This window comes from Streptomyces sp. CAI-85 (genome assembly GCF_013363615.1).
In the GTDB taxonomy this organism is placed as follows: domain Bacteria; phylum Actinomycetota; class Actinomycetes; order Streptomycetales; family Streptomycetaceae; genus Streptomyces; species Streptomyces antibioticus_B.
Genome location: NZ_JAANNX010000042.1, coordinates 1 through 21,395, shown reverse-complemented (window position 1 = coordinate 21,395; position 21,395 = coordinate 1). Strand labels below are relative to the sequence as shown.

General features: G+C 73.0%; 24 protein-coding genes and 1 riboswitch. Of the genes, 12 read left to right on the top strand and 12 right to left on the bottom strand.

What is annotated here, in order from left to right; all coding sequences use genetic code 11:
* The 3 genes from G6W55_RS28675 to G6W55_RS28665 all read right to left on the bottom strand — a co-directional run bounded on the left by G6W55_RS28675 (window position 1) and on the right by G6W55_RS28665 (window position 2,241).
* On the bottom strand, window positions 1-405 hold the full coding sequence (locus G6W55_RS28675; protein ID WP_175523689.1) for a DUF3040 domain-containing protein: 405 nt from the start codon (window positions 403-405) through the stop codon (window positions 1-3).
* Window positions 406-680: 275 nt separating this feature from the next.
* Entirely contained in the window at window positions 681-1,451 is a 771-nt protein-coding gene (locus G6W55_RS28670) for a methyltransferase (protein WP_175523688.1), read from the bottom strand.
* 226 nt (window positions 1,452-1,677) lie between these two features.
* Complete coding sequence (locus G6W55_RS28665) at window positions 1,678-2,241, bottom strand: SAV_6107 family HEPN domain-containing protein (protein ID WP_175523687.1); 564 nt, start codon at window positions 2,239-2,241, stop codon at window positions 1,678-1,680.
* 170 nt (window positions 2,242-2,411) lie between these two features.
* Between G6W55_RS28665 and G6W55_RS28660 the strand changes: the two genes are divergently transcribed.
* The 5 genes from G6W55_RS28660 (at window position 2,412) to G6W55_RS28640 (ending at window position 8,421) form a co-directional block, all read left to right on the top strand.
* The gene (locus G6W55_RS28660) at window positions 2,412-3,272 is read left to right on the top strand and encodes an ATP-binding cassette domain-containing protein (protein ID WP_309243838.1); all 861 of its coding nucleotides are present in this window, start codon (window positions 2,412-2,414) and stop codon (window positions 3,270-3,272) included.
* Window positions 3,244-5,328, top strand: coding sequence for a YhgE/Pip family protein (locus G6W55_RS28655; RefSeq protein ID WP_175523685.1), 2,085 nt, complete (start codon window positions 3,244-3,246; stop codon window positions 5,326-5,328). Before G6W55_RS28660 ends, G6W55_RS28655 begins: the two co-directional genes overlap by 29 nt.
* 44 nt (window positions 5,329-5,372) lie before the next feature.
* Window positions 5,373-6,008, top strand: a complete 636-nt coding sequence (locus G6W55_RS28650) for a TetR/AcrR family transcriptional regulator (RefSeq protein ID WP_175523684.1) — start codon at window positions 5,373-5,375, stop codon at window positions 6,006-6,008.
* Window positions 6,009-6,285: 277 nt separating this feature from the next.
* Window positions 6,286-6,900, top strand: coding sequence for a DUF4126 domain-containing protein (locus G6W55_RS28645; RefSeq protein ID WP_175523683.1), 615 nt, complete (start codon window positions 6,286-6,288; stop codon window positions 6,898-6,900).
* A 48-nt stretch (window positions 6,901-6,948) separates the two neighbouring features.
* Window positions 6,949-8,421 carry an NAD(P)/FAD-dependent oxidoreductase gene (locus G6W55_RS28640; RefSeq protein WP_175523682.1) on the top strand — a complete coding sequence of 491 codons (1,473 nt, stop codon included), beginning with the start codon at window positions 6,949-6,951 and terminating at the stop codon, window positions 8,419-8,421.
* Between the two features lie 12 nt (window positions 8,422-8,433).
* On the opposite strand, the gene G6W55_RS28635 is transcribed toward G6W55_RS28640, so the two are convergent.
* The 6 genes from G6W55_RS28635 to G6W55_RS28610 all read right to left on the bottom strand — a co-directional run bounded on the left by G6W55_RS28635 (window position 8,434) and on the right by G6W55_RS28610 (window position 13,386).
* Window positions 8,434-9,447, bottom strand: a complete 1,014-nt coding sequence (locus tag G6W55_RS28635; protein WP_175523681.1) for a hypothetical protein — start codon at window positions 9,445-9,447, stop codon at window positions 8,434-8,436.
* A gap of 55 nt (window positions 9,448-9,502) precedes the next feature.
* Entirely contained in the window at window positions 9,503-10,426 is a 924-nt protein-coding gene (metF, locus tag G6W55_RS28630; protein WP_175523680.1) for a methylenetetrahydrofolate reductase [NAD(P)H], read from the bottom strand.
* A gap of 156 nt (window positions 10,427-10,582) precedes the next feature.
* Complete coding sequence (thiE, locus tag G6W55_RS28625) at window positions 10,583-11,239, bottom strand: thiamine phosphate synthase (RefSeq protein WP_175523679.1); 657 nt, start codon at window positions 11,237-11,239, stop codon at window positions 10,583-10,585.
* Window positions 11,240-11,316: 77 nt separating this feature from the next.
* Window positions 11,317-11,682: an Rv2175c family DNA-binding protein gene (locus G6W55_RS28620; RefSeq protein ID WP_030794704.1), complete on the bottom strand. Its 366-nt coding sequence runs from the start codon at window positions 11,680-11,682 to the stop codon at window positions 11,317-11,319.
* A 76-nt stretch (window positions 11,683-11,758) separates the two neighbouring features.
* Window positions 11,759-12,955 (bottom strand): NAD(P)/FAD-dependent oxidoreductase, encoded by a 1,197-nt coding sequence (locus G6W55_RS28615; RefSeq protein WP_175523702.1) that lies wholly within the window; start codon window positions 12,953-12,955, stop codon window positions 11,759-11,761.
* Window positions 12,956-13,035: 80 nt separating this feature from the next.
* A complete protein-coding gene (locus tag G6W55_RS28610) occupies window positions 13,036-13,386 on the bottom strand; it encodes a hypothetical protein (protein WP_175523678.1) in 351 nt (116 codons plus the stop codon).
* A gap of 51 nt (window positions 13,387-13,437) precedes the next feature.
* Window positions 13,438-13,550, top strand: a riboswitch (TPP riboswitch).
* On the opposite strand from G6W55_RS28610, the gene thiO reads away from it, so the two are divergent.
* From thiO to G6W55_RS28580, 6 genes are all read left to right on the top strand, one after another.
* Complete coding sequence (gene thiO / locus G6W55_RS28605; protein ID WP_175523677.1) at window positions 13,548-14,714, top strand: glycine oxidase ThiO; 1,167 nt, start codon at window positions 13,548-13,550, stop codon at window positions 14,712-14,714. It overlaps the preceding riboswitch by 3 nt.
* Window positions 14,711-14,923 (top strand): sulfur carrier protein ThiS, encoded by a 213-nt coding sequence (gene thiS / locus G6W55_RS28600; protein WP_085208647.1) that lies wholly within the window; start codon window positions 14,711-14,713, stop codon window positions 14,921-14,923. The genes thiO and thiS overlap by 4 nt, the downstream gene beginning before the upstream one ends.
* A gap of 3 nt (window positions 14,924-14,926) precedes the next feature.
* Complete coding sequence (locus G6W55_RS28595; RefSeq protein ID WP_030794691.1) at window positions 14,927-15,721, top strand: thiazole synthase; 795 nt, start codon at window positions 14,927-14,929, stop codon at window positions 15,719-15,721.
* 130 nt (window positions 15,722-15,851) lie between these two features.
* A complete protein-coding gene (pknB, locus tag G6W55_RS28590; RefSeq protein WP_175523676.1) occupies window positions 15,852-17,822 on the top strand; it encodes a Stk1 family PASTA domain-containing Ser/Thr kinase in 1,971 nt (656 codons plus the stop codon).
* 34 nt (window positions 17,823-17,856) lie between these two features.
* The gene (locus G6W55_RS28585; protein ID WP_175523675.1) at window positions 17,857-18,735 is read left to right on the top strand and encodes a deoxyribonuclease IV; all 879 of its coding nucleotides are present in this window, start codon (window positions 17,857-17,859) and stop codon (window positions 18,733-18,735) included.
* Between the two features lie 98 nt (window positions 18,736-18,833).
* The gene (locus G6W55_RS28580; RefSeq protein ID WP_175523674.1) at window positions 18,834-19,352 is read left to right on the top strand and encodes a DUF4396 domain-containing protein; all 519 of its coding nucleotides are present in this window, start codon (window positions 18,834-18,836) and stop codon (window positions 19,350-19,352) included.
* 5 nt (window positions 19,353-19,357) lie between these two features.
* Here G6W55_RS28580 and G6W55_RS28575 read toward each other — a convergent pair whose 3' ends face one another.
* Complete coding sequence (locus tag G6W55_RS28575) at window positions 19,358-19,990, bottom strand: sulfite oxidase-like oxidoreductase (protein WP_175523673.1); 633 nt, start codon at window positions 19,988-19,990, stop codon at window positions 19,358-19,360.
* A gap of 176 nt (window positions 19,991-20,166) precedes the next feature.
* Between G6W55_RS28575 and bfr the strand changes: the two genes are divergently transcribed.
* Entirely contained in the window at window positions 20,167-20,646 is a 480-nt protein-coding gene (gene bfr / locus G6W55_RS28570; RefSeq protein WP_030794676.1) for a bacterioferritin, read from the top strand.
* A gap of 40 nt (window positions 20,647-20,686) precedes the next feature.
* Here the strand turns inward: bfr and G6W55_RS28565 are convergent, their stop codons facing one another.
* Window positions 20,687-20,920, bottom strand: a complete 234-nt coding sequence (locus G6W55_RS28565; RefSeq protein WP_037876430.1) for a bacterioferritin-associated ferredoxin — start codon at window positions 20,918-20,920, stop codon at window positions 20,687-20,689.
* A gap of 152 nt (window positions 20,921-21,072) precedes the next feature.
* On the bottom strand, window positions 21,073-21,395 hold a 323-nt coding region (locus tag G6W55_RS28560), incomplete at its 5' end, for a 3-deoxy-7-phosphoheptulonate synthase (RefSeq protein ID WP_175523672.1).

Sequence of the window (21,395 nt, the reverse complement as noted above, 5' to 3'; positions counted from 1 at the left end):
TCAGTGGCCCTGGCCACCCTGCTCGTCACGACGGCGCTGCCAGCGCTGCTCGATCCGGTTCATCATGGAGCGCTTCTGCCGGGACTGACCGCGCGCGTGCGGCGCACCGCCGCCCGCGGGCTGTTCGCCCGGCTTGGGGGCCTTGCGCCATCCGGTCACGGCGAGCACGGCGCATCCCAGCATCACCAGGAAACCGACCACACTGAGCCAGACCTGCTTGGCGACCATACCGGCCATGAGGAGCGCGATACCTACGAGGAAGCCCGCGACCGCCTGGTAGACCCGACGCCGGGTGTACGTACGCAGCCCGCTTCCCTCAAGCGCCGACGCGAACTTGGGATCTTCGGCGTACAGCGCTCGCTCCATCTGCTCGAGCATGCGCTGCTCGTGCTCCGAGAGCGGCACGGAGTCCTCCTCATCGTGCAGTCGCCGGGGCGACTTGGGGGTCCCTTCAGGATAGGCAGGGAATCGCCCCCGTGAAACCCGCCCCTCTACGCCACTTGGCCAACCGGCGCCCGCCATGGACGTCCCGGCTCGCTGAGGTTTCCATTCCCCGGCGGCCGACCCGTCATGCCGGGCGGTCTCCCTCGATCATACGGCGCACAGCGCCCGAACGGGGGGCCTGTGGCGTACTCCATGTGCGGCCAAGTCCCTGATCAGCGCCGCGGCCCAGGAGACGCTCAGGCCCCGGTGGCCCCTCGCGTCTCACCGAGCACATGAAGCTGGGTGGCGACGGAGTGGAAGGCGGGCAGTTCCGCGGCGACCTCCTCCAGCTTCAGCAGGGCCTCCAGCGCGCCGGGCTCGGTGTCCACGAGCACGCCGGGGACGAGGTCGGCGAAGACCCGTACGCCGTGCACCGCGCCGACCCGCAGACCGGCGCCCTCGACCAGGGCGGTGAGCTGCTCGGCGGTGAAGCGGCGCGGCACGGGGTCGCCGGTGCCCCAGCGGCCGTCCGGGTCGGAGAGGGCCTGCCGGGCCTCCTTGAAGTGGCCGGCGAGGGCGCGGGCGAGGACGGCGCCGCCGAGCCCGGCGGCGAGCAGGCTGAGGACGCCCTCGGGGCGCAGGGCCTCGACCGCGTTGCGCAGGCCCTCGGCGGGGTCGTCCACGTACTCCAGCACGCCGTGGCACAGGACGGCGTCGTGGCCGCCGCGCTCGACGACGTCGAAGAGGCCGTGGGCGTCGCCCTGGACGCCGCGGACGCGGTCGGCGACCCCGGCCTCGGCGGCGCGCCGCTCCAGGGCGAACAGCGCGTTGGGGCTGGGGTCGACGACGGTGACCCGGTGCCCGAGGCGGGCGACGGGCACCGCGAAGTTGCCGCTGCCGCCGCCGGTGTCGAGGACGTCCAGCGCCTCACGGCCGGTGGCCTTGACCCGGCGGTCGAGGGCGTCCTGGAGGACCTCCCAGACCACGGCGGTACGGAGGGAGGCGCGGGGGCGCATCGGGTCCGGCACGGCAGTTGACTCCTCGGCGCGGCACCGCCTGCTGCACGGCGGAGCGAACGGGGTGCCCTCCGGTCCCCGGCGCGGGGCGACGGACGGGCTTCAGGCACCTTCCACCCTATTGCCTCCGCCTCCTTGCCCAGGTCGCCGCACCCGGTCGCCGCACCTGACCGCCGCACCCGGCCGGTACAGGGGCCCGGGGGGCGGCGGCCACCTGCGAGAGCCGGACCCGCCCGGGTCAGCCCGCGTCCGGTATCGCGTGCCCGCCGTCGGGGGTGTCCGGACGGCCGCCGTCCTGGCGGGGCTGGGGCAGGACGGGCTGGAGCACCAGCATCCGTTCGACGAGGCGGAGGAACATCGCCACGTCGCGTATCAGGTCGTCGGCGTCCCGGCGGCTCGCCGCGCCCTCGATGCCGGCCTCCGCCCGGGCGCGGCGGCGGGCTCCGGAGGCGAACAGCGCGCTCCACTCGGTCAGCTCGGGGGCGATCTCGGGCAGCACCTCCCAGGCGCTGCGGATCCGCGCCCGCCGACGGGGCGCCGGGTCGGGTCGGCCCCGCGCCGCGAGCACGGCGGCGGCGGTGCGCAGGGCGGCGAGGTGGGCGGTGGCGTAGCGCTCGTTGGGGGTGTCGAGGGTGGTGGCCTCGTCCAGTCCGGCGCGGGCCTGGGCGAGCAGGTCGAGGGCGGCGGGCGGGGCCGTGGTGCGGCGCAGCACGGGGTGGACGTCGCTCGCCGGGCCGGTCAGTGAGGGGGCAGGGCCGAGGGCGCGGCGCCGGTGGGCGGCGGCTGCGTGGTAGCTGGCCATGACGAACCTCCTGTCGTCGGGTGACGGCACGCACGGTCGGGTGGTGCCGTATGTGCCCATCGTGAGGTATGCCACTGACAATCCGTTCTGACCTGGGCTTTTGCTTCGATCGAAGGTTCGGGCTAGTTTTTGCACTGACCAGTCAGTTCAAAAATGAGTCAGGGGGAGCTGTGAGCGGAATCCGCGTCGCAGCCGAGGGCCTCGGTCTGGAGGGTCCTCGCGGCTGGGCCTTCCGGGGCGTCGACATCGACGCCCCGGCCGGTTCACTGATCGCGATCGAGGGACCGTCCGGATCCGGCCGGACGAGTCTGCTGCTCGCGCTCACCGGCCGGATGAAGGCCACGGAGGGGACGGCGACCGTGGGCGAGGCCCGGTTGCCGAAGCAGTGGGGGGCCGTGCGCCGGGTCAGCGCGCTCGCGCACGTCACCGGGGTCACCGATCTCGACCCGGCCCTCACCGTCGGGGAGCATCTGCGCGAGCGGGAGCTGCTCCAGCGGCGGTTCGGGGGATCCGTGCGGGAGCTGCTGCGCCCGCGCGCGGAGCGGGCCTCGGAGGCGAGGCTGCGCGTCGACACCGCGCTCGCCGCCGCGGGGCTCGACCGTGAGGCGCTGCCCAAGGGCTCGCGGACCGCCGTACGGGATCTGGAGCGGATCGAGGCGCTGCGGCTGTCCGTGGCGCTGGCGCTCGTCGGACGGCCGCGGCTGCTCGGGGTCGACGACACCGATCTGAAGCTGTCCGAGGCCGAGAGCGCGGAGGTCTGGGACCTGCTGCGGTCGGTCACCGGGTCCGGCACCACCGTCCTCGCGGTGTGCGCCGAGGCCCCGCAGGACACCGTCGCCCTGTCCACCCGGCCCCGGCGGCCGGACACCGAGGACGCCAAGGACGCCGAGGACGGCGACGCACCCGCACGGGACGCAGCACCCGCGGAGCGGACCGGGCCCGCCGAGGACACCGGCCCCGCCGAGGACACCGAGCAGACCGAGCACAAGGAGGGGAAGGCCGATGCGCTCGCCGAGACTGGCCGCGCTTGAGCTGCGCCGCTTCGGCAGGGGGAAGCTGCCGCGGGCCGCGCTCGTCGCGCTGCTGCTGCTCCCGCTGCTGTACGGCGCGCTGTACCTGTGGTCCTTCTGGGACCCGTACAGCAGGCTCGACCGTATCCCCGTGGCGCTGGTGAACGACGACCGCGGGACGACCGCCGACGGGAAGAAGCTGACCGCCGGGGACGACATCACCGAGGGGCTGCGCGACAGCCGGGTCTTCGACTGGCACGAGGTGAGCGCCGCGCAGGCACGCGCGGGCGTGGAGGACGGGACGTACTACCTGTCGCTGACCATGCCGGCCGACTTCAGCGCCCGGATCGCCTCCAGCGGGGGCGACTCCCCCGAGACCGGTGCCCTCCAGGTGCGCACCAACGACGCGAACAACTACATCGTCGGGCAGATCTCGCGGACGGTCTTCGGCGAGGTGCGCACGGCCGCCTCCACCAAGGCGTCGCGGTCGTTCCTCGACAAGATGTTCATCTCGTTCTCCGACATCCACGGCGCGACCGTGGAGGCGGCCGACGGCGCCGACGATCTCTCGGGCGGCATCGGGAAGGCGGAGAAGGGCTCCAAGGACCTCGCCGACGGGCTGAAGGACGCCAAGAAGGGCAGCGGCAAGCTGTCCAAGGGCCTGAAGACGCTCGACAGCGGGGCCGGTGACCTGGAGACGGGCTCACGGCAGGTCGCGAACGGCACCCAGGCGCTGGCCGACAAGGTGAACGGCTTCGCCGGCCCCCTGGCGCCCTTCCTGAAGGACAACGAGAAGACCATCGGGGACACCGCCCAGCTCGTCGCCGACTCCGCGAAGGTGGTCGACACCCACCTCGCGACCCTGGTGAAGGCGGCGCCGACCGCCGCCGAGGGCGCCCACACGGCCTCGGACGCCCTGGCCGCCGTGTATCTCGCGCGCTGCGAGGACCAGGTGCTCGACGACCCGGCCTGCGCGGACCTGAAGAAGGCCAAGGACTCCGCCGCCGACGTGGCGGTGGTCGCCGACGACCTCAACACGCTGATCGCCGACCAGGACGGCGACCTCAAGACGCTCCGCACCAACCTGGCGACGCTCAGGACCGAGGCCCAGGAACTGGCCGACCGGGCCCCGAACCTCTCCGAGGACCTCGACGACGCCGTCAAGCAGGTCAACGCCCTCAACACCGGGGCGGCGAAGGTCGCCGACGGCGCGAAGGCGCTGCACGCCGGGCTCGGCACCGCCAACACCGGCGCCGGCACCCTGAACCAGGGCGTCGGCGAGCTGAAGAACGGCGCCGAGGACCTCAACGGCGGCATGTTCAAGCTGGTCGACGGCTCCGGGAAGCTCGCCGGCGGACTGCACGACGGCGCGGCGCGCATCCCCGACTACGACAAAGACGCCCGCGACGCCCGGACGTCCGTCATGGCCGACCCGGTGAAGCTGGTCTCCCAGGACATGCACAAGGCGGCCAACTACGGCACCGGCTTCGCCCCGTACTTCATCCCGCTGTCGCTGTGGGTGGGCGCCATGGTGGCGTACATGCTGATCGCGCCGATGAACCGGCGCGCGCTCGCCGCCGGCGCCTCGGCCTGGCGGATCGCGCTGGCGGGCTGGCTGCCGGTGGTGGCGATCGGGATCCTCCAGACGACGGCCCTGATGGCGGTGCTGCACTGGGCGATCGGCCTGGAGATGGCCAGGGCGGCCGGGACGGTGGGCTTCCTGTTCCTGGTGTCGGCGTGCTTCGCGGCGCTGGTGCAGTGGCTCAACGCGCGCTTCGGCGCGGCGGGCCGGATCCTCGTCCTCGCCCTGCTGATGCTCCAGTTGACCTCGGCGGGCGGCACCTACCCGGTGCAGACCAGCCCCGGCTTCTTCAACGCCATCCACCCCTTCCTGCCGATGAGTTACGTCGTCGAGGCGCTGCGCCGGCTGATCACGGGCGGCGGGCTGGAACCGGTGGCGTACGCGTGCGTGGTGCTCGTCGCCTTCACCGCCGGCGCCCTCGCGCTGACCGCACTGTCGGCGCGCCGCCGCCAGGTGTGGACCCTGGACCGGCTGCATCCGGAGCTGAGCCTGTGAAGATCGGGCGTACGGGCGGCCGGGATGCTGTGACAATCGGGACCATGGACAGCAGCACAACCTCGACCGGCCGCACCCGCCGGGAGGCCACCCGGCAGAAGCTCTACGAGGCGGCCGTCACCCTCATCGCCGAGCAGGGGTTCTCCGCCACCACGGTGGACGAGATCGCCGAGCGGGCCGGGGTCGCGAAGGGCACGGTGTACTACAACTTCGCGAGCAAGTCGGTCCTCTTCGAGGAGTTGCTGCGGCACGGCGTGGGACTCCTCACCGCCTCGCTGCGGGACGCCGCCGAGCGGGCGGACCGGGAGGGCGGCGGCAAGGTCGACGCGCTGGACGCGATGGTCCGCGCGGGGCTCGTCTTCATCGAGCGCTACCCGTCCTTCACCCAGCTCTACGTCGCCGAGCTGTGGCGCACCAACCGGGCCTGGCAGTCCACGCTCATGGTGGTGCGGCAGGAGGCGGTGGCGGTGGTCGAGGGGGTGCTGCGCGAGGGTGTCGAGAGCGGCGAGTTCAGCGCGGAGATCGACGTCCCGCTGACCGCGGCGGCGCTGGTCGGGATGGTGCTGGTGGCGGCGCTCGACTGGCAGGCGTTCCAGCCGGAGCGCTCGCTGGACGACGTCCACGCGGCGCTGTCCCGGCTGCTCCAGGGGCGGGTGAGCGGCAGCCGTCAGGGCGCCTGACGCACGAGAGCGCCGGTCCGTGCCGGCCGCGTCCCCCGCGGGCCGTCACGGACCGGCGCCACACCCCCACGCCCCCCGCACGGACCGAGGGCCGCTCCGTTCCGGCGCCCCGTGTCGCCGGTGCCGGAGCCGCGCCCCTTTCCGTGCCTCCACTCTTCCGTCCGCGCGGGCCGTCCCCCATCCGCGCGCGTACTCAACTCACTCCCTGAGTACGCGTACTCAGACCTGCGCACTCAACCCCAGGACGCGGCGGGCCCGTCTGGTTACGATCGCCCCCGTGTCCGTACTCCCCCTGGTCTTCACGAGCGGCTGGGCCAGCGGCGTCAACGCCTACGCGGTGGTGCTGCTGCTCGGCCTGTTCGGCGCGGCCGGTCTGACCGACGAGGTCCCCGAGACGCTCCAGCGCCCCGAGGTGCTGATCGTCGCGGGCGTGCTGTTCCTGTGCGAGGCCGTCGCCGACAAGATCCCCTACGTCGACTCGGCGTGGGACACGGTCCACACCCTGATCCGGCCGGCCGCCGGTGCCTGGATCGGGGCCGTGCTCGCCGGGCAGAGCGGCTCCCTGTCGGACGCGGCGGCGGGCGTCCTCGGCGGTACGACCGCACTGGCCAGCCATGCCGTCAAGGCGGGCACCCGGATGGCGGTCAACACCTCCCCGGAGCCCTTCAGCAACGTCATCGTGAGCCTGGCCGAGGACCTCGGAGTCGCCGGCATCGTGACGTTCGCCCTGTTCCACCCGGTCGCGGCGGCGGTGATCGCGGCCGTCCTGCTCGTGGCCGGCCTGGTCATCCTGTTCTTCCTGATCTCCCGCATCCGCCGCTTCCTGCGCCGCCGGGCCCAACGCCGCGAGGAGCGCCGTCTGATCCACCACCCACCGGAACCACCTGCCTGACGGCACCCGTCCCCGGCGCTGTCGGCCGCGGTCGATAAAGTCGGCCGCATGGCACGGATTGCGGTGGTCGGGGCGGGGACGGGGGCGCTGGCGGGGGCCGCGCGGCTGGCGGTCGCGGGGCACCGGGTGGTGGTGTACGAGCGGTCGGAGACGTACGGCGGCGCGGTGCGCCGGTTCGAGCGGGACGGGTTCGGGTTCGACACCGGCCCAGGGCTGCTCCCGCTGCCCGCGGTGTGGCGCGATCTGTTCGTGAAGACCGGCAAGGAGCCGCTGGAGTCCTGTGTCGAGCTGGTGCAGGTCGATCCGTCGGCCCGGCACGTGTTCGCGGACGGCACCGAGGTGTCCCTGCCGAACGCCTCGCGCGCGGGTGTCGTCTCGGCGCTGGACGACGCGCTCGGCGCGGGCGCCGGGCAGCGCTGGGGCGACTTCCTGGTGCGGGCCCGTGAGGCGTGGGACCGCACCCGCCGGCCGCTCCTGGAGGAGCCGCTGTGGCCCGACTGGCGGGTCCTGGCGGAGCGCGAGCCCTACCCGGCGGTGCCGCACAAGCGGCTGCTGCGCACCCGGCGGGCCGGGACGCTCGCCGAGGTCGCCGCGTGGGAGCTGCGCGATCCACGGCTTGCCGCCCTGCTGGAGGGGCACGCGCTCGCGTACGGCCTCGATCCGCGGACGGCCCCGGCGAGCGCGGCGGTGCTGCCGTACATGGAGCACGCCTTCGGGATGTGGTACGTGCGCGGCGGGATGCGGGAGCTGGCCCGGGCCGTGTACGAGCGGTGTCTGGCCCGCCGGGTGACGTTCCGGTTCGGCGCCGAGGTCACCGGGGTGGTGGAGAAGGACGGCGCCGTGACGGGCGTGGAGCTGGCCGGCGGCGAGGCCGAGGAGGCGGACTTCGTGCTCGCCCCCGGCAACGCCCCGTGGCTGCCCGCGCGCGGGGCGGCCGAGGTGCCGCCGCAGCGGGGCCTGCCGAGCCGGCTGACCGTACTGCTGGCGCTGCGGGGCGCCCGCCCCGAGGGCGCCGCGCATCGCACGGTGGTGCACACCGAGGACCGTGACGCCGAGCTGGAGAGCCTGTTCGGTACGGTCCCGGCGGCCCCCGCGCGGCCGACGGTCACGGTGCTGCGGCCGGACGACCCGGCGCTGGTCCCGGACTCCGGCCATGAGGCGGTGACGCTGAGCACGGTGGTCCCGGCGGGGGCGGAGCCGGGCGAGGCGTGGGTGGCGGGGGTGATCGCCGTCGCCGAGCGGGCCGTACCCGGTCTGCGCGGCCGGATCCTGTGGCACGAGGTGCGCACGCCCGCGGACGTCGCGGCGGAGACGGGCGCGGCGGGCGGCGCGGTCCCGGCGCCGGCGCTGGCCGCCGCGGACGGCCGGCTGCTGCACCCGGGGAACGGGACGGGGCTGAGCGGTCTGTTCACCGTCGGCGGCTGGTCGCACCCCGGCGGCGGGCTGCCGCACGCGGGGATGTCGGGCGCGCTGGTGGCGGGGCTGATCGTGGAGGGGCCGGAGTTCCGCGGCTCGCAGTGAGCCCCGCCCGGGTCAGTACCGGTACTGCTGCTCGTCGTAGCCGTTGCCCGGACCCTGGCCCTGCTGTCCGTCGCCCTGGTAGGGGTAGGACTGCTGGTCGGGCGGGAGGTCGCCGCCGTAGGAGTCGTCGGTGCGCTGCTGCGGGACCCAGACCCCGGCGGCCGGGGTCTCGTAGCCGCCGGTGCCGTACTGGTCCTGGCCGTAGCCCTGCTGCCCGTACTGCTGCTGGCCGTAGCCGGTGTCGTAGCTGCCGCCGCCGTAGGTCTGGGTGCCGATGTACGGGTCGGAGTAGGCGGCGTACTGCTGCTCGCCGGTGGCGTCGTAGCCGTACTGCTGCTGGTTGTACCCGGAGTAGCCGTCGTAGCCGTAGGTCTGGTCGGTGCCGGCCTGCGCCGCCGCCGCGTACTGGTCCTGGGGCTGGCCCGCGGCGGTCGCGTAGGCGGTGTCGCTGTATATGCCGTAGGAGCCGGTGTCGTCGGGCAGGGGCTGCGGCTCGTAGACGGCGGTGCTCTCGGCGTCGGCCTGGGGGCCGCGGGCGGCCGGGGTGAAGACGTCGTCGCGGTCGAAGTCGTCGTCGGGGTAGGCGCCCGGGGCCCGGTCGTAGCCCGCTGCCGCGGTGTCGCCGTAGGACGGCTGTCCGCCGTCGGCGTCGAGGTAGCCGGCCTCGCCGGGCTCCTGGCCCAGGGGGTCGAGGGCCGGGTCCTGGGCGTTCTTGCCGCGGCGGCGCTTGGGCAGGGGCTCGATGGCGTCGTCGGCCTCGGACTCGGCGCCTCCGCGCCGGACGGCCCAGCCCTCGGCGAAGCCGCGGCGGAACGACAGCGTGACGTACGTCTGGCCGACCGCGAAGGCGGCCGCGCCCAGCCCGATGACGACGACCGACGGGATCAGGACACCGAGCACGACGCCCAGGAAGCCCGCGAACGCCAGCAGCCGCCAGCGCAGCCGCGCCTTGTACTGAAGCAGCACCTCACCGAGCAGCCACAGCGCGACGATGCCGAACGCGATGTAGAGGACCGTCCAGCCCATGTACGCCCCTCTCCAATGGCCGCTACGCAGTGTGTCGTACGTCGGTGCGACCGGTCTAGACCCGCGGCGGGTGGTGCAGGCCCAGGTTCTCGTAGATTTCCAGTGTCGCCGTGGAGCTGTTGAGCGTGATGAAGTGCAGTCCGGGCACTCCCTCGGCCAGCAGCCGAGCGCAGAACTCCGTGGCGAACTCGATTCCCATGGAGCGTACAGTGGCCGGATCCTCTTTGGCTGTGAGGATCCGCTCTTTCAACTCCCCGGGGAAGTGGGCGTTGCTGAGTCTCGGCAGCCTCTCCAGCATCTTCACGCTGGTCACCGGGAGCACCTCGGGGATGACGGGGGTGTCACAGCCGGCCGCCGCCACCCGGTCGCGCAGCCTCAGATACGACTCGGGCTGGAAGAACATCTGGGTGATCGCGTAGTCGGCGCCGGCCCGGCACTTGTCGACGAAGTGCTCGACGTCGGTGTCCCAGGCGGTGGAGCGGGGGTGCATCTCCGGGAAGGCGGCGACGCCCACGCAGAAGTCGCCCGACTCCTTGATCAGCCGGACCAGCTCGGCGGCGTAGGTGAGGCCCTGCGGGTGCGGCACCCAGTCGCCCATGGGGTCGCCCGGCGGGTCGCCGCGCACGGCGAGCATGTTGCGGATCCCGGCGTCGGCGTACTGGCCGATGATGTTGCGCAGCTCGGCGACGGAGTGGTCGACGGCGGTGAGGTGGGCGACCGGGGTGAGGGTGGTGTCGACGACGATCTGCTGGGTCTCACGGACCGTCGTGGCGCGGGTGGAACCGCCGGCGCCGTAGGTGACGGAGACGAAGTCGGGGGCGACCGCCTCGACCCTGCGGAGCGCGTTCCACAGGCTTTTCTCGCCCTGGGGGGTTTTCGGCGCGTAGAACTCGAACGAGTACGTCGTCTTGCCGGTGGCCAGGATGTCGCGGACGGTGCGTGCGCGGTCGGTCCTGGTCGATGCGGTTCCGAGGGCCATACCCGCAGGTTAGCCAGGCCGTCGGTGGTCACCCAACCGGATGCCGGATATTTGCCCGAATTGTCGGCCTGTTGTCCACCCTTCGGGACGATCCGCGGCCGAAACACGCCCCCGTCCGTGCGGGGCCCTCGCGGTTGCGCCGTCACCCGTCCCGCGTCACGCGTCCTGGGCCTTGCGCAGCCGGCCGGCGAACTCGGCGGCGGCCGCGCCGGGGTCGTCGGCCTCGGTGATCGCCCGCACGACGACCACCCGGCGGGCACCGGCGGCCAGCACCTCGTCGAGGTTGGTGAGGTCGATGCCGCCGATGGCGAACCAGGGGCGGTCGGTGCCCAGGGCCGCGGTGTGACGGACCAGGCCGAGGCCCGGGGCGGGCCGGCCGGGCTTGGTGGGGGTGGGCCAGCAGGGGCCGGTGCAGAAGTAGTCCACGCCCTCCTGGACGGCGGCGGCCTCGGCCTCCGCCTCGGTGTGCGTGGAGCGGCCTATCAGGACGTCCTCGCCGAGGAGCGCGCGGGCGGCGGGCACCGGCAGGTCGCCCTGGCCGAGGTGGAGGACGTCGGCGCCGGCCGCGTGGGCGACGTCCGCCCGGTCGTTGACCGCGAGGAGTCTGCCGTGCCGGGCGCAGGCGTCGGCGAACATCTTCAGGTGCTCCAGCTCCTCGGCCGCCTCGATGCCCTTGTCCCGCAACTGCACGATGTCGACACCGGCCGCGAGGACCGCGTCCAGGAACTCGGGCAGGTCGCCCTGCCGGGTGCGGGCGTCCGTGCAGAGGTAGAGCAGGGCGCCGGCGAGACGGGCACGGGCGGTGTCGGGCATACGAGGGTCCCCCAGGGCGGTGGCGTGCGGGGCGGGCCCCGCACGCCGTCACGGTTCGGATCGGCGGGTCTGACGGGTCAGACGGCGAGCGCCTGCGCCCGGCGCTTCACCTCCGTGCCGCGATTCTCGCTCAGGGCCTGCGCGGGGGTGCCGGGCAGGCTCGGGTCGGGAGTGAAGAGCCACTCCAGCATCTCTTCGTCCGTGAAGCCGTCGTCCCTCAGGAGGGTCAGGGTGCCGGCGAGGCCCTTGACCACCTTGTCCTCGTCGATGAAGGCGGCGGGGACGTGCAGGGCGCGGTTCTCGCCTCGGCGTACGGCGATGAGCTGGCCGTCCTTGACGAGCTGCCGCACGCGCGTCACCTCCACGTCGAGCATCTCCGCGATGTCGGGCAGGGTGAGCCAGGCGGGGACGAGAGCATCGGTCTTTGCGTCAATCTCGGTCACGGGACAAGCCTGCCATCTGCCACTGACAGTCGGAAGCCGGGCCACCCCGACCGGGGCAACGCCCCCGCGCCGCCCCCTACGCCGTGGCCGCCTTCAGCGGGCGGCCCGGGTCCGCCAGGAGCCCGGGGTCCATCGCCGTGCCCGACTCGATCAGCCGTCGGCCCTGGGCGAGATCGCGCGGTCGGCCGACGGCCAGCAGGGCGACCAGCCGGTCCTCGCGCAGCCAGCAGACCGTCCAGGCCGGTCCCGCCGGGTCGCCGCGCCACAGGACGGTGTCGGCGGCGGCGTGATGGCCCGCGTACTGCACGAAGCGGCCGAACTGCTCCGACCAGAAGTACGGGACCGGGTCGTAGACCGCCGGGGGCCGGCCGGTGGCGGCGCCCAGGATGTTCGCGGCGACCGTGCGCGGGCCCTGGAGGGCGTTGTCCCAGTGGTGCACGAGCAGCCGCTCGCCGTAGCGGCCGGACGGGAAGGAGGCGCAGTCGCCGACCGCGTACACCTCGGGCACGGACGTGCGCAGCGCGGCGTCGGCCACGACCTCGCCGTACGCGCCCAGCTCGACGCCGGAGCCGGTCAGCCAGCGGGTGGCGGGGCGGGCGCCGATGCCGACCACCACGGCGTCGGCCGGCAGCCGTGAGCCGTCGTCCAGCACGACCGCGCCGGGCTCGACGCGCTCCACGCGCGTGTGGGTGCGCAGGTCGATGCCGGCGTCGGCGTACCAGCCGGTCATCGGGGCGGCGACCTCGGCGGGCAGGGCTCCGGCGAGCGGCCGGTCGGCGGCCTCCACGACGGTGACCGCGCAGCCGGCCTCGCGCGCGGCGGTGGCGAACTCGGCGCCGATCCAGCCGGCGCCGACGACCACGACGTCGTGCCGGTCGGCGAGGACGGGCCGCAGCCGTTCCGCGTCGTCCAGGGTGCGCAGCAGATGGACGCCCGGGACGCCCTCGGCGCCGGGCAGCCGGATCGGTTCGGCGCCGGTGGCGACGACCAGGACGTCGTAGGGGACGGGCCCCGTCTCGGTGTCCAGGGCGTGGTCGGCGGGGCGCAGGCCGAGGACCTCGCGGCCGAGGACCAGGTCGATGCCGAGGCTCTCGAAGTCGACGTCGAAGGCGGAGTGCTCGGCCTTGCCGAGGAGGACGGCCTTGGAGAGCGGGGGGCGGTCGTAGGGCTGGTGGGGTTCGGCGCCGATCAGGGTCACCGTGCCGTCGAAGCCCTGCTCGCGCAGGGCGACCGCGGTCTGCACCCCGGCCATCCCGGCACCCGCGACGACCACGCGCCGTCCGGTGGGCCTGCCCTCGTCGTCCAGTCTCTGCTCGCTCACCTGATCACCTTAGACACCTGACGGAACGTCAGTCAGCGGTCGTGCTCCGTGACCTGCTCCACAACGCTCGTGCCGCCGCCCTCCCGGGACTCCCACTCCCAGGTCTCGGTCAGCCGCACCCGGCCGTCCGGCAGCTCCCCGACCGTCGACACGCAGTGCCCCGACGAGGTGGTGCCGTCCTGCTTGAGCTGCACGTACCGGAAGTCCAGCCGGTCCCCCCTACGGGTACCCACGAGATGGCCGCGTACGACGTCACCGCCCGCGTAGTCGGCCCAGATCACGCCCTGGGCCTCGTGGTACGTGAAGCGGGTGCGGGTGCCGACCTGGCCGGGGGCCTGGTCGGCGACGGGGGCGAGGACGAGACCGTCGAGCGAGCGGGGCACGGCGGAGGCTCCCTTACTGAGACGTGCGCGGGCGGGCTAGGGTGGCCAACGTAGAGCACTCGCGGGAGCCCGGACGGACCGGGCTGAGAGGGAGGCTGGCCGGCCTCCGACCGTACGAACCTGATCCGGGTCATGCCGGCGAAGGGAGGGGCTGGACGCCGATGTCGCGTACACCAGCAGCAGACGTCCTCGTGGTGGGGGGCGGGATCATCGGGCTCGTCACGGCCTGGCGGGCCGCGCAGCGCGGGCTCGTCACGACGGTGGTGGATCCGGCGCCGGGCGGCGGCGCCGCGCAGGTGGCGGCCGGCATGCTGGCCGCCGTCACGGAACTGCACCACGGCGAGCAGACACTGCTCGGCCTCAACCTGGCCTCGGCGCACCGCTATCCGGACTTCGTGGCGGAGCTGACCGAGCTGACCGGGCAGGACGTCGGCCACCGGCGCTGCGGCACGCTCGCGGTCGCGCTGGACGCCGACGACCGCGCGCATCTGCGGGAACTCCACGCGCTCCAGACCCGGTCGGGGCTCGACTCGCAGTGGCTGTCGGGCCGCGAGTGCCGCCGCCTCGAACCGATGCTCGCGCCGGGCGTGCGCGGCGGCCTCCGGGTGGACGGCGACCATCAGGTCGATCCGCGGCGGCTGGCCGCGGCCCTGGTCACCGCCTGCGAACGCACGGGCGTGACCCTGCACCGCGCGTGGGCCGAGCGGCTGTCCGTCACCGGCGGGCGGGCCACCGGGGTGGTCACGGACGACGGGACGGAACTGGCCGCCGGACAGGTGGTGTTGGCGGGCGGCAGCCTGAGCGCACGGCTCACCGGGATCCCCGACCCGGTCCGGCCGCCCGTACGGCCGGTGAAGGGGCAGGTGCTGCGGCTGGCCGTGCCGCCCCGCCACGCGCCGTTCCTGAACCGCACCGTGCGGGCCGTGGTGCGCGGCAGCCATGTGTATCTGGTGCCGCGCGAGAACGGCGAGCTGGTCGTCGGCGCGACCAGCGAGGAACTGGGCTGGGACACCACGGTCACGGCCGGGGGCGTGTACGAACTGCTGCGGGACGCGCATGAGTTGGTGCCCGGGATCACCGAACTGCCGTTGACCGAGACCCGCGCGGGACTGCGTCCCGGCTCCCCGGACAACGCGCCGCTGCTCGGACCGACGGAGCTGGACGGACTGCTGCTGGCCACCGGCCACCACCGCAACGGGGTGCTGCTGACCCCGGTGACCGGGGACGCCCTCGCGCACGCCCTGACCACCGGTGAACTCCCCGACGAGGCCCGTCCCTTCACGCCCCGGCGCTTCGGCGCCGCCGCCCTCCTGGAGCAGCCCGCATGAGCCCGTCCGTCACCATCTCGGTCAACGGGGAGCGGCGCGAGGTCGCTTCCGGCACGGCGCTCGACAGCGTCGTACGGTCGCTGGCGCCGGCCCCCTCCGGGGTGGCCGCCGCGCTCAACGAGACGGTCGTCCCGCGCGCGCAGTGGCCCGCCACGGCGCTCGCCGAGGGCGACCGGGTGGAGATCCTGACCGCCGTCCAGGGAGGCTGAGCCATGGCCGACGATCCCTTCGTCCTCGGGGGGACGACCTTCTCGTCCCGGCTGATCATGGGCACCGGGGGCGCGCCCAGCCTGGAGGTGCTGGAGCGGGCGCTGGTCGCGTCCGGCACCGAGCTGACCACGGTCGCGATGCGGCGGGTCGACCCGACGGTGCACGGTTCGGTGCTGTCGGTCCTGGAGCGGCTCGGGATCCGGGTGCTGCCCAACACGGCCGGCTGCTTCACGGCCGGGGAGGCGGTCCTGACCGCCCGGCTGGCCCGCGAGGCGCTCGGCACCTCCCTGGTGAAGCTGGAGGTCATCGCCGACGAACGCACCCTGCTGCCGGACCCGGTGGAGCTGCTGGAGGCGGCGGAGACCCTGGTGGACGACGGGTTCACCGTGCTGCCGTACACCAACGACGACCCGGTCCTCGCCCGCAAGCTGGAGGACGTGGGCTGCGCCGCGGTGATGCCCCTGGGCTCCCCCATCGGCTCGGGACTCGGCATCCGCAACCCGCACAACTTCCAGCTCATCGTCGAGCACGCGCGCGTGCCGGTGATCCTGGACGCGGGCGCCGGTACGGCGTCGGACGCGGCGCTGGCGATGGAGCTGGGGTGCGCCGGGGTGATGCTGGCCTCGGCGGTGACCCGCGCCCAGGACCCCGAGCGGATGGCGCTGGCCATGCGGGCCGGGGTCGAGGCCGGCCGGCTGGCCCGGCTGGCGGGCCGCATCCCCCGCCGCTGGTTCGCCCAGGCGTCCTCCCCCACGGAGGGCCTGGCCGCCCTGGACCCTGAACGCCCCGCCTTCTGACTCCCGGGGGGGCCGTGCCCCCGAAGCACAAGCCCCCCGCATCTCCGCGCTCCGTCACAGCTCGGCCGCAGTCCTGCTCCGATGGGGCGGAAGCGGGAGGTGTGTCGGTGGTGCCTCGTAGACTCGCTGCGTGGACACGACCCTTCAGGACCCTCTGGTCGGGCAGGTGCTCGACGGTCGGTATCGCGTCGAGGCGCGGATCGCGGTCGGCGGGATGGCCACGGTCTACCGGGCCGTGGACACCCGCCTCGACCGTGTGCTCGCGCTCAAGGTGATGCATCCGGCACTCGCCGCCGACGGCACCTTCGTCGAGCGGTTCATCCGCGAGGCCAAGTCCGTCGCCCGCCTCGCCCACCCGAACGTGGTGCAGGTCTTCGACCAGGGCACCGACGGGTCGTACGTCTACCTGGCCATGGAGTACATCGCCGGGTGCACGCTGCGTGACGTGCTGCGCGAGCGCGGGGCGCTCCAGCCGCGGGCCGCGCTCGACATCCTGGAGCCGGTCCTCGCCGCGCTCGGCGCCGCCCACCGGGCCGGGTTCGTGCACCGTGACATGAAGCCGGAGAACGTCCTGATAGGGGACGACGGCCGGGTCAAGGTCGCCGACTTCGGTCTGGTGCGCTCCGTGGACACCGTGACCAGCACCACCGGCGCGGTGCTCGGCACCGTCGCCTACCTCGCGCCCGAACAGGTCGAGACGCCCGGCACCGCCGACGCCCGGGTCGACGTGTACGCGTGCGGTGTCGTGCTCTACGAGATGCTCACCGGCGAGAAGCCGCACGACGGCGAGTCCCCCGCGATCGTCCTCTACAAGCATCTGCACGAAGACGTCCCGCCGCCCTCGGCGATCGTGCCCGGCCTCGCCTTCGAACTGGACGAGGTCGTGGCCTCCGCCACCGCGCGCACCCCGGAGGTGCGGCCGTACAACGCGGTCGCGCTGCTCGGGCAGGTGCGCGCGGCGCGCGCCGCGCTCAGCGAGGAACAGCTCGACGCCGTCCCGCCGCAGGCCCTGTCCGCGGCCCACGACAACGCCGAGGACCGCACCAGCGTCATCCCGCGCTCCCTGACGGTCCCCCGCCCCCTCCCGGTGAACGAGGACGAACCGGGCGAGCCCGGGACGCCGTACGGCCCCGGCGGCGCGGACCCGATGAACCGCACCTCCCGCTTCCAGAGCCCGCCGCCCCCGCCGCCGCCCGCGGGGCGCGGTTTCCCGCGCCCCCGGCGCGGGGTGCTCGCGCTGGTCACCGTGGTGCTGCTGGTGCTCGGCGTGGGCGCCGGCGTCTGGTACATCAACTCCGGCCAGTTCACCAAGGTCCCCGCGGTGCTCACCCAGACCCAGGAGCGCGCGGAACAGCGCCTGGAGGCGGCCGGACTCGAGGTCGGCAAGGTCACGCACGCGTACAGCGACACCGTCAAGCGCGGCACGGTCATCGACACGGACCCCAAGCCGGGCGCGCGGATCCGGAAGAACGACTCCGTGGCCCTGGTCGTCTCCGACGGCCCCGAGACGGTGAAGGTGCCCGATCTGGCCGGCACCCGCCTGGACAAGGCGCAGCAGCGGCTGAAGACGGAGGGGCTGGCGCCGGGGCTGGTCACCAAGGAGTTCAGCGACGACGTGCTCAAGGGGTTCGTGATCAGCACCGACCCCGAGTCCGGCACCGAGCGCCGGGCGGGCTCGGCGATCGCCCTGGTCGTCAGCAAAGGCCCCGCGCTGGACGTCCCGGACGTCACGGGCGACTCCCTGGACGACGCGCGGGCCGAGCTGGAGGAGGCCGGCTTCGAGGTCGAGGTCGCGAGCGAGGAGATCAACTCCGAGTTCGACAAGGGGCAGGTCGCGGCCCAGTCGCCGGAGGAGGGCGCCCAGCTCGGCGAGGGCGACACCGTCACGCTGACGCTGTCCAAGGGCCCGGAGATGGTCGAGGTCCCGGACGTGGTCGGGGACAGCGTCGGGGACGCGAAGGACGCGCTGGAGGCGGCCGGATTCGACGTCGACGAGGACCGCGGTCTGCTCGGCCTCTTCGGCGACACCGTCAAGAGCCAGTCCGTCTCGGGCGGCGACAAGGCGCCCAAGGGCTCGACGATCACGATCACCATCCGCTGACGGGCGGGGCGCGGGAGCATGACACCCTGAAGGGGTGAGTTCTCAGCGCCCCTCCCCCTCCCGCAACCCCGTCGGCGGCCATGTCCCGGTGGCCGGCGGTCTGCACTCCGTCGGACTGTCGTACGCCCAGGACCTCAAGGCGGAGACGGTCCAGGTCTTCGTCGCCAACCCGCGCGGCTGGGCCACCCCGGCCGGCAACCCGGCCCAGGACGAGGCGTTCCGCACCGCCTGCGCCGAGCGGAACCTCCCGGCGTACGTCCACGCCCCCTACCTGATCAACTTCGGGTCGCACACCGAGGCGACCGTGGAGAAGTCGGTGGAGTCGCTCCGGCACTCGCTGCGCCGCGGGCGGGAGATCGGCGCGCTGGGCGTGGTCGTGCACACCGGGAGCGCGACGGGCGGACGGGACCGGTCGGTGGCCCTCAAGCAGGTCCGCGAGCATCTGCTGCCCCTGCTGGACGAGCTGACCGAGGACGACGACCCCTTCCTCCTGCTGGAGTCCACGGCGGGCCAGGGCTCCTCGCTCTGCTCCCGGACCTGGGACTTCGGACCGTACTTCGAGGCGCTGGACGCCCATCCGAAGCTCGGCGTCTGCCTGGACACCTGCCACATCTTCGCCGCCGGCCACGACCTGACCGGCCCGGACGGGATGCACCGCACCCTGGACCTGCTGGTGGACACGGTCGGCGCGGGCCGGCTGAAGCTGATCCACGCCAACGACTCCAAGGACGTGGCCGGCGCGCACAAGGACCGGCACGAGAACATCGGCGCCGGCCACATCGGCGAGGACCCCTTCCGCGCCCTGATGACACACCCGGCGACCGAGGGCGTCCCGCTGATCATCGAGACCCCCGGCGGCAAGGAGGGCCACGCGGCGGACGTGGAACGGCTGAAGAAACTGCGCGACGGATAGCCGTCCCGACCCCTTCGGGAATACCCCTGGGGGGTATACGGTTCGGGTACACGGTTCCCATGGAGCGCGGGAACCGTCACCTGGCATTGGGGGCACTCATGCGGCACGAGACGCACCAAGCACACGCGCACGAGCAGCACGCGCACGAGCACCCGGGGCACGGCCACGGCGCAGCGCCGGACGGCTCATGGGCGACCGCCGTCCGCGCCACCCTGCACTGCCTCACCGGCTGTGCCATCGGCGAGGTGCTCGGCATGGTCGTCGGCACCGCGCTGGGCTGGGGCAATACCGCGACCCTGGTCCTGGCGATCGTCCTCGCCTTCTTCTTCGGCTACGCGCTCACCCTGCGCGGCGTGCTGAAGGCGGGCGTCGGTCTGCGGGCGGCGGTCCGGGTGGCGCTGGCGGCGGACACCCTGTCGATCGCCGTGATGGAACTGGTCGACAACGGGGTGATCGTGCTGTGGCCGGGCGCGATGGACGCCGGTCTCGGCGACGCGCTGTTCTGGGGCGCGCTGGCGATCGCCCTGGCCGTCGCGTTCGTGCTCACGACCCCGGTCAACAAGTGGATGATCGGCCGCGGCCGGGGCCACGCGGTGGTGCACCGGTACCACCACTGACGGCGTCAGAGCTCGGGGCCGTCCCCGGGCTCCTCCTGGTACGAGTAGCGCTGCTCGCGCCAGGGGTCGCCGACGTTGTGATAGCCGCGCTCCTCCCAGAAGCCGCGGCGGTCGGCGGTCATGTACTCGACGCCGCGGACCCACTTGGGCCCCTTCCAGGCGTACAGGTGCGGGACGACCAGACGGACCGGGAAGCCGTGCTCGGCGGTGAGGAGTTCGCCGTCCTTGTGGGTGGCGAAGATGGTGCGCTCGGAGGCGAAGTCCGCGAGACGCAGATTCGAGCTGAAACCGTACTCCGCCCACACCATCACATGGGTGACATCGGCGGCGGGCGGGGCGATGTCCAGCACGGTCCTGGCCGGGATCCCGCCCCACTCCGCGCCGAGCATGCTGAACTTCGTCACACAGTGCAGATCGGCCACGACGGTGGTGTACGGCAGGGCGGTGAACTCGTCGTGGTTCCAGCAGTGCTTGGCACCGTCGGCGGTGGCGCCGAAGACCCTGAACTCCCAGCGTTCCGGCCGGAATTTGGGTACCGGACCGTAGTGGGTGACCGGCCAGCCGCGCTGGAGGCGCTGTCCCGGCGGAAGCTCGGACGCTGCTGCTTGTCCTGTTCCGTGCTCCACCGACTGACCCATGGCTCCATCCTGACAGACCCGGAGCGGTGCACATGACCAGCCATGTCCGGAATCGGGCAACTGCCACTAAGCATGGACTAACTTACTAAGTACGCACTTACTGGACGATCTTCGGGAGCGGGTGAAATCATGCGGCGGCAACCTCCCCGATCCCCCATGCGGAAGGAGCCTCTGCGATGCAGGGCGACCCCGAGGTCATCGAATTCCTCAACGAACAGCTCACCGGCGAGCTGACGGCGATCAACCAGTACTTCCTGCACGCGAAGATGCAGGAGAACTTCGGCTGGACGAAGCTCGCGAAGTACACCCGCCACGAGTCGTTCGACGAGATGAAGCACGCGGAGGTGCTGACCGACCGGATCCTCTTCCTGGACGGGCTGCCGAACTACCAGCGGCTGTTCCACGTGCGGGTGGGCCAGACGGTCAAGGAGATGTTCGAGGCCGACCGGCTGATCGAGGTGGAGGCGATCGACCGCCTCAAGCGCGGGATCAAGGTGATGCGCGAGAAGGGCGACATCACGTCCGCCAACATCTTCGAGTCGATCCTGGAGGACGAGGAGCACCACATCGACTACCTCGACACCCAGCTCGAACTGCTGGAGAAGCTCGGCGAGGCGCTCTACATCGCGCAGGTCATCGAGCAGCCCGAGAGCTAGAAAGCCAGAAAGCCAGTAAGCCGGCGAGCCCGGGGCTCGCTCAGGCCGCCTCGTCCAGTTCGGCGAGGACCGGCTTGCCCTGGTCGGCCAGGTCCCGGCGCGGGCAGGCGCCCCGGCCGAGGATGGCCTGGATCCGGCGGACGCACGAGCCGCAGTCCGTGCCCGCCTTGCAGGCGGAGGCGATCTGGCGGGGCGTACAGGCGCCGTCCGCCGCGTGCTGCTTGACCTGCTGCTCGGTGACTCCGAAGCAACTGCACACGTACACGCGGTCCACCTCCCGCCGGGATCGATGATGTGGCGCCGTCCCGCTTGATCGGTGAGGCTAACCTAACCTTACCCGGCTTATAGGAACCGCAAAAGTGGAGTGGGGCGCGGATCGTATGTGATCCGCGCCCCACCACGTGTCTCAGCCGCTGCCGGCCGCCCTCACTGGTCCCGGTACATCTCCGCGACGAGGAACGCCAGGTCCAGGGACTGGCTGCGGTTCAGCCGCGGGTCGCAGGCCGTCTCGTAGCGCTGGTGGAGGTCGTCGACGAAGATCTCGTCGCCGCCGCCCACGCACTCCGTGACGTCGTCACCGGTCAGCTCGACGTGGATGCCGCCGGGGTGGGTGCCGAGGGCCTTGTGGACCTCGAAGAAGCCCTTCACCTCGTCGAGCACGTCGTCGAAGCGGCGGGTCTTGTGGCCCGAGGCCGCCTCGAAGGTGTTGCCGTGCATCGGGTCGGTGACCCAGGCGACGGTCGCGCCCG